The 6,772-nt window shown below is 74.8% G+C and carries 8 protein-coding genes and 1 pseudogene; 5 read left to right on the top strand and 4 right to left on the bottom strand.

The genetic code is table 11. The features are described 5' to 3' along the window. Window positions 1–117: 117 nt before the first annotated feature. The gene (locus ACFV0O_RS35085; RefSeq protein WP_360261824.1) at window positions 118–267 is read right to left on the bottom strand and encodes a hypothetical protein; all 150 of its coding nucleotides are present in this window, start codon (window positions 265–267) and stop codon (window positions 118–120) included. A 206-nt stretch (window positions 268–473) separates the two neighbouring features. On the opposite strand from ACFV0O_RS35085, the gene ACFV0O_RS35080 reads away from it, so the two are divergent. Further along, window positions 474–1,736 (top strand): MFS transporter, encoded by a 1,263-nt coding sequence (locus tag ACFV0O_RS35080; protein ID WP_380347952.1) that lies wholly within the window; start codon window positions 474–476, stop codon window positions 1,734–1,736. Window positions 1,737–1,811: 75 nt separating this feature from the next. Here ACFV0O_RS35080 and ACFV0O_RS35075 read toward each other — a convergent pair. Continuing rightward, window positions 1,812–2,378: pseudogene (locus ACFV0O_RS35075) on the bottom strand (dimethylarginine dimethylaminohydrolase family protein); the annotation flags it as partial. A gap of 398 nt (window positions 2,379–2,776) precedes the next feature. Between ACFV0O_RS35075 and ACFV0O_RS35070 the strand changes: the two are divergent. From ACFV0O_RS35070 to ACFV0O_RS35060, 3 genes are all read left to right on the top strand, one after another. Then, window positions 2,777–3,253, top strand: coding sequence for a GNAT family N-acetyltransferase (locus tag ACFV0O_RS35070; RefSeq protein ID WP_380347951.1), 477 nt, complete (start codon window positions 2,777–2,779; stop codon window positions 3,251–3,253). Window positions 3,254–3,610: 357 nt separating this feature from the next. Continuing rightward, window positions 3,611–4,036: a penicillin acylase family protein gene (locus ACFV0O_RS35065; RefSeq protein ID WP_380347948.1), complete on the top strand. Its 426-nt coding sequence runs from the start codon at window positions 3,611–3,613 to the stop codon at window positions 4,034–4,036. Window positions 4,037–4,177: 141 nt separating this feature from the next. Further along, entirely contained in the window at window positions 4,178–4,513 is a 336-nt protein-coding gene (locus ACFV0O_RS35060) for a hypothetical protein (protein ID WP_380347946.1), read from the top strand. A 107-nt stretch (window positions 4,514–4,620) separates the two neighbouring features. Here the strand turns inward: ACFV0O_RS35060 and ACFV0O_RS35055 are convergent, their stop codons facing one another. After that, a complete protein-coding gene (locus tag ACFV0O_RS35055; protein WP_380347944.1) occupies window positions 4,621–5,103 on the bottom strand; it encodes a MarR family winged helix-turn-helix transcriptional regulator in 483 nt (160 codons plus the stop codon). Between the two features lie 43 nt (window positions 5,104–5,146). On the opposite strand from ACFV0O_RS35055, the gene ACFV0O_RS35050 reads away from it, so the two are divergent. Next, entirely contained in the window at window positions 5,147–6,091 is a 945-nt protein-coding gene (locus ACFV0O_RS35050) for an alpha/beta hydrolase (RefSeq protein WP_380347941.1), read from the top strand. Window positions 6,092–6,220: 129 nt separating this feature from the next. On the opposite strand, the gene ACFV0O_RS35045 is transcribed toward ACFV0O_RS35050, so the two are convergent. Continuing rightward, window positions 6,221–6,622, bottom strand: a complete 402-nt coding sequence (locus ACFV0O_RS35045) for a TIGR03618 family F420-dependent PPOX class oxidoreductase (protein ID WP_360261800.1) — start codon at window positions 6,620–6,622, stop codon at window positions 6,221–6,223. Window positions 6,623–6,772 lie beyond the last annotated feature (150 nt).

The raw sequence follows: 6,772 nt of genomic DNA, 5'->3' as shown, positions 1-6,772 counted from the left end.
GGGGGCGGGCCTCCCATGGGTACTCCAAGCGACCCTGGGCCTCTCGGGGGGGCCTGGGGGCGGCCCGGCCGGGGGGGGGCGCCGCGGCCGCAACTCCCGAGGGCTTTGCCGGACCTGTCAGGTCGCGACGAACCAGGCCATCAGCGGGCCTTCGTCGCCGCTGCCCACCGGCACGAGCACCTCGGCCGACTCGGCCGCGGAGAGCTCCCGCAGCGCGTCCTCGACCAACGACTCGTAGCTGGGCGTTTCTGTCGTGTTCTGCGTCATCCTTGACTCCTCTCAGACAACAGCTGTCCCACGACCCTAAGCGCCATGCTCATGCAAGGTCAACGCGATCGAGATCGCAACTTCCGTTTGATTTCGCCTACTTGGGGTACAAGCGCGCCGCCGGGAATCAGGATGTCCGGGTGTGCGCCCGCCGCTTTCACGTAGGGTCCGAGGTGCATGCCGGTCGACTGACGGAGGAGACGGCCATGGGAGCTTCCCCCGACGCGGACCCACCCCCGCCCCTGCGCCGGAACCGGCCACTGCTGCTCCTCGTGGTCGAGCAGCTGACCGGCTCGGTGGGCCGTCAGGTCACCGCCCTGGCACTGCCGTTGCTGGCCATCGCCCATCCGGGCGCCGGCCCGCTGGGCGTCTCCGCGCTCGTGGCGACGACCTACCTGCCGGGGGTGCTGCTGAGCCCGCTGATCGGCGTCCTCGTCGACCGGGCCCGGCTGCGCCGGCTGCTGGTGGCGGGGGCCTGGCTCCAGGTGCCCGTCGTCGGGAGCGTGCCACTCGCGGCCGCACTGGACGGACCGACCTGGCCGCACCTGTTCGCCGCGGCCGCGCTCTCCGGCGCGCTGGGCTCCGTCCAGGGCGTCGCGCTGCAGTCCGGCCTGCCCCGCGTGGTGCCCGCCGCGCACCTGTTGCCCGCCAACTCCTCGCTCACCGGGGCCCGGACGGTCGGCCTGATCGGCGGGCCGGCGCTCGGCGGCGTCCTGATCGGCCTCGTCGACCCGGCGCCGGCGCTGCTGGTGGAGTGCGCCGCGTACCTCGTCGGCGGCGCGCTCTTCCTCGCCCTGCCCGCGTCACTGGACCGCCCGCCGCGGGAGGCGGGCGCGGGGGCCCGCTCCCGGATCGAGGCCCTGCGGGAGGGGCTGGCGGTGATCCGGCGCGAGACGCCGCTGCGCCGCCAGGCCCTGGCCGCGGCCGGACTGAACCTCGGCGGCGGCGCCGCGAGCGGCCTGTTCGTGCTGTACGCCGAACGGGAGTTGGGGCTGGCCCCGTGGCAGCTCGGCACGGTCTACGCCGCGTACGCCGTGGGCACGGGCGCCGGCGTGCTCGCCGCGACCCCGGTGGCCCGGGCACTGGGCACGACCCGGGCCGTCCGGGTGTGCGCGGTGGGCGCGGGGGCCGCCCTGTTCCTCATCCCAGCGGCCTCGCTGGGGGCGGCGTTCGCGGTGCTGGTGCTGTACCAGCTGCTGTTCGCCCCACTGGCCACGGTGTGGTCGATCGCGATGACCACCGGACGGCAACTCGCCACGCCCGCACACCTGCTGGGCCGGGTCAACGCCTTCCTCCAGGCGGTGCTGACCGCCACCCTGCCGGTCGGCGCCTTCGCCGGGGGCTGGCTCGCCTCACGGGTCGGCGTCGTCCCGGTCCTGGTCGGGGCGGCGGCCGTCGCCCTGGCCGGCACCGGCAGCCTCTGGCTCCCGCGCTCCGTGCTCGCCGGGGTCGAACGCGCGGCGGCGTGAGAACGGGGGCCGACGGCCCGCAGCTCCCGTCCCCCGTCCCCCGGACCACCGTCCCCCCGTCCCCCGGACCGCCGGCTACCCCCGCAGCTCCAGGGTGCAGCACGTGACGCTGCCACCGGCCTTGAGCAGTTCGGTGAGGTCCACGCCGATCGGTTCGAAGCCGCGCCGGCGCAGTTCGCCGGTCAGGTGCGTGGCCGATTCGGGCAGCAGGACGTTGCGGCCGTCGGAGAACGCGTTGAGGCCGAAGACGGCGGCGTCCTCGGCGGTCGCCAGGACCGCGTCCGGGAACAGCTCGCGCAGCACCGCGCGGCTGCCCGGGGTGAAGGCCTCCGGGTAGTACATGACCTCGTCGTCGGAGAGGACGGCAAGGGCGGTGTCCAGGTGGTAGAACTCCGGGTCGACCAGGGTCAGTCCGGTCACCGGGACGCCGAGGAACTCCTGCGCCTCGGCGTGCGACCGCGGGTCGGTGCGGAAACCGGTGCCGGCGAGCAGGCGGCGGCCGACCAGCAGGTAGTCGCCCTCGCCCTCGTTGATGTGCTCGGGCCACAGGAGGTCGGTGTGGCCCTGCGCGCGGAACCAGTCGAGGTAGGCCGGGCCCTCGGCGGTGCGCTCGGCGTGGCGGAAGCGCGCACCGAGGACTCGCCGTCCCGGGCCGGCGGGCCTCCTCGGGACCGGAAATCCGGGCCCGGCTTCCGGCCGGGCGCGGAACGCGTCCGGCCGACGCGATTTCACAACGGCCGCCGGGGCCTCGCCGGTTGGATTCCGATCGCACGAACGGCGCGCGCTCATCTACCCGCAGAATCGCCTTGTCAGAAACCCGCCCAGGAGGGCTCCCACGTCCATGACCAGGTGTTATGTTGACCGAAGATCAACGCCGCTGGGTCCGCTTCACACGGCCCATCCGGGGGAAATTCGGCTCAATCACCCGCTGCGCACCCGATTTTCGACATCGGGTCGCGGCGGGTGCCGTTCGCATGTTCCGTCCAGGGTGGTCCACCCGCGGCAGCACTGCCCATGATGCCCCGATCGAGGAGTTGTGGATGCCATCCGACGCGCCGTTCACCGGGACCGTCCGACTGCGGGCCGCGGCGGCCGAGGACGCCGGCGCCGTCGCCGAGGTCTTCCTGGCCTCCCGTGCCGCGACCATGCCGTACCTCCCCCGACTGCACAGCGACGAGGCCACCCTGGGCTGGATCACCCACGTGGTACTGCCGGGCACCCGCGTCTGGCTCGCCGAGGACGCCGACACCCGCGCCCTCCTGGGCTTCGCCTCACTCGACGGCACCCTGCTCGACCACCTCTACCTGCGCCCCGACGTGCGCCGCCGGGGCATCGGGACGCAGCTGCTGCAGGCCGTCAAGTCGGCGAGCCCGCAGGAGCTTTCGCTGCACGTCTTCCAGAAGAACACCGAGGCCCGCGCCTTCTACGAGCGGCACGGCTTCGTCGTGGTGGACACCGACGACGGCAGCCGCAACGAGGAGAACGAGCCCGACATGACCTACCGCTGGACCGCGTGACACCCACCCGCGCCCCGCGGTAGTCCCCCCGCCGAGGGACGTCGGCTGACCCCAACGGCCACGAGCCACCGGACCACCACCTCCGGCCCGCCCGGCCCACCCGGCCGGCGGGACGGGTTCACCCGGAGGGATGCCCCGTGCTGGGCGAACACAGCCTGCCCGCGGAAACACCGCTCTCGTACGCACAGTTGGCGCTCTGGTTCAACGACCGCCTCCAGGGCGGCGACGCCTCGTACAACGTCCCGGTGGCACTGCGGCTGACCGGCCCGGTCGACCACGAGGCGCTGCGGTCCGCGCCGGCCGACGTGCTGGAACGGCACGCGGGCCCTGCGCACCCTGTTCCCCGAGCGCGACGGCGTGCCGCGCCAGCACGTGCTGCCGATGGCCGAGGTGCCGCCGGTGCTCACCGTGGTGCCGGCCACCGAGGCCGAGCCGCCCGCCCTGGTCGACGCCGAGTCCGTGCCCGGTGTGCTGATCGGCCGGAACGCCGACATCTCCTGGCCCCTGACGGACGCGCAGAACCAGTCGACGGTCTTCTACAGCGAGCAGACCAGCCCCGACCACCCCGGCCAGTACTACTGGAACAACGCCTGGCACCCGATGGAGCGGGTGGAGTACACCATCCCGGTCCGCGGCGGCGACGCCGAGCACTTCGCCGTCGACCTCACGGTGCACGGACCGGTGCTGACCCGGGCCGGGCAGACCACCTCGGTCGACTGGATGGGCAACATCCCCTCCCCCGACCTGGCCGTCCTGCTCTCCGTCAAGAAGGCCCGCGACTAGCGGGAGTTCCGCACCGCGCTGGCCGACTGGCACGCCCCCACGCTCAAGCGCGACCGCCCGTCCGACCCCGAGGGCGGCCCCGCGAGCGGCCGGCAGGCCGTCCGGCTCGCCCTCCCCGCCGCACTGGTCGGTGCCGCCGCCGTGGTGGCCGTCGGCCCGCTCTGGGGCCTGTGGCACCTGCCGTTCCTGAGCGGCCTGGCCATCGGGACAGCGACGGCGGTCCGCGGTCTGCGCGCCCGCACCGCCGTCCTGGCCGGCACCGCGGCCGTCCTGGCCGGCTGGGGCGCCCCCCTCGGGTGGCGCGCCGCCTCCGGCGAGGCGGTGGCCGGCACCGCCCGCACGGTGGCCGCCCTGGCCGGGCTGCCCGCCCTGGCCTCGCTGGTCATCGCGGTCACCCTGCTGCTCGGACTGCTGCAGGCCCTGCTGGGAGTCTGGCTCGGCCGCACGGCGACCGCGGCCCTGCGCCCCGCCCGCTGACCCTGCCGGACCGGAAGGCCGCCGCCGCGCTCGGGTGAGCGCGGCGGCGGCCTTCCGGCGTTCCGACGTACCGGCGTTCCCGCAGTCCCGGCGGCCGGCCGGGCCGGTCACCCGGTCGGCGTGCCGACCCGGTCGCGTTCGAGTGCGGAGCGCAGGGTCGACAGGGCCCGTGCGGCCGCTGCCACCGAGGGGCTGTCGAGGGCGCCGCCGAGCAGTTCGGACAGGCCCCCGGTGAAGGTCGCCTCCGCCGCGTCGACGAGGCGGGCGCCGTCGTCGGTCAGCACCAGCAGCGAGGAGCGGCGGTCCGCCGGGTTCGGCCGCCGGGCGGCCCACCCCTGCTTCTCCAGGCGGTCGATGCCCTTGCTGGTCGCCCCGACGCCGATGGCGAACTCGGCGGCGAGGTCCGCGACCCGGCACCCGGGGTGGTCCCGCAGGTAGCGCAGGAACTCGTACTGCGAGGTGACGATCCCGTGCCGCTCGCGGAGCCGGTCGCCGAGCGCGTTGTACAGGCGCGTCTCGCACCGGACGAGATCGGCGAAGAGGTCCGGGAGACCGACCGCGGCACTGTCGCCGCCCGATGTATATTCCACGGCATATAGTGTACGGGAAGATACATGCGACGGGAGTCCGCTCATGAGCAGGGAACAGCGCAGCCGGATCGACGGGATCCTGCGGCAACCGGGTCCCGAGGGACCGCAGTCGGTCGAACAGATCCGGGCCGGCTTCAGGGCCCTGATGTCCCGGATGGCCGTGCCCCACGACAGCATCCGCACCACGCCGACGACCCTGGGCGACCGGCCCGCCCTGCGCGTCGAACCGCGGGGAGCGGCGGACGGCGGCGCCGGGGGCGGCCCGGGCGCCGGCACCATCCTGTACTTCCACGGCGGCGGCTGGGTGTACGGCTCCCCCGAGACCGCCCTCTCGCTGACCGGGAACCTCGTGGCCAGGACCGGCCTCGGGGCGTACTCGGTGGACTACCGGCTCGCCCCGGAACACCCGTTCCCCGCAGCCGTCGAGGACACCCTGAGCGCCTACCGCGCCCTTCTCGACCGGGGCGAGGACCCCTCGGCCGTCGTGTTCGCCGGGGACTCCGCCGGCGGCGGCCTCGCCGTCACCACCTGCCTCGCCGCCCGGGACGCGGGCCTCCCGCTGCCCGCCGGCCTGCTCGCCTTCTCCCCGGGCCTCGACGCGACCCGGACCGGCGCGAGCATGGACACCAAGGAGGGCGTCGACCCGATCTTCACCCGGGCGGCCCTCGCGCACACCAGCGCCATGTACCTCGCCGGAGCCGACCCCCACCAGCCGCTGCTCAGCCCGGCCGTCCTCGCCGACCTGACCGGCTTCCCCCCGATGCTGATCCAGGCGGGCACCAACGAGGTGCTGCTGGACGACTCCACCCGGCTGGCCGCACGGGCGACGGCGGCGGGCGTGGACGTCGTCCTCGACGTCACCGCCGACGTCCCGCACGTGTTCCAGGCCTTCGCCGGGGTCCTCGACGAGGCCGACGAGGCCCTGGACCGCGCCGCGCTCTTCCTCCGCCAGCGGATCCGCGCCGCCCGCCCCGTACCGACCTCCTAGGTCGTGTACGGCCGCACCGACCGCCCAGGCTCGCCGAACAGCCGCGCCACACCGAACAGCCGCGCCGCACCGAACGGCGGAACGGCCGTTCCCGGAAGCGAGAACGGCCGTTCCGGAGCAGCCCGGGGCTCAGCCGCGGCCGAGCACGCGGTCCACGGCGATCTCGATGACCACGCGGTCCGGGTTGACCCGGGGCTGGCGGTACCGCTCGGCGTAACGCCGCTCGGCCTCGGCGACCTGCTCGGGCTCGTCGCGGACGACCGCCACACCCTCCAGGGTCGCCCAGCGCGCCCGGTCGACCTGGCAGACCGCGACCCGCAGGCCCTCCGGCCCGGCTTCCGCGACGTTGCGCGCCTTGCGGCTGGTACGGCTGGTGATCACCCGGGCGGTCGCCGTCTCCGGCTGGAACGTCACGCCGACCGGCACCACGTGCGGCGTGCCGTCCGGGCGGGTGGTGGTCAGGGTGGAGATGTGTCGCTCACGCCAGAAGGCGAGCATGGCGTCGTCGAGGTCGCGCGGGTCATGGGCCATGATCGCGATCGTACGGCCCCCGGGGAACGATCAAGCCCCCGGGGGCCGTTCGGGTACCGCGACCGCCGCGCGCACGCCCGGCCCCCCACGGGGTGCCGGGGCCACGGCGGGGGGGAGCGCCGCCGCGGGCGCCCGCGGGGGGGGGTGTTG

It is taken from the genome of Kitasatospora sp. NPDC059577 (genome assembly GCF_042735475.1).
Classification (GTDB): domain Bacteria; phylum Actinomycetota; class Actinomycetes; order Streptomycetales; family Streptomycetaceae; genus Kitasatospora.
This window is presented reverse-complemented; position numbering and strand designations above follow the sequence as displayed.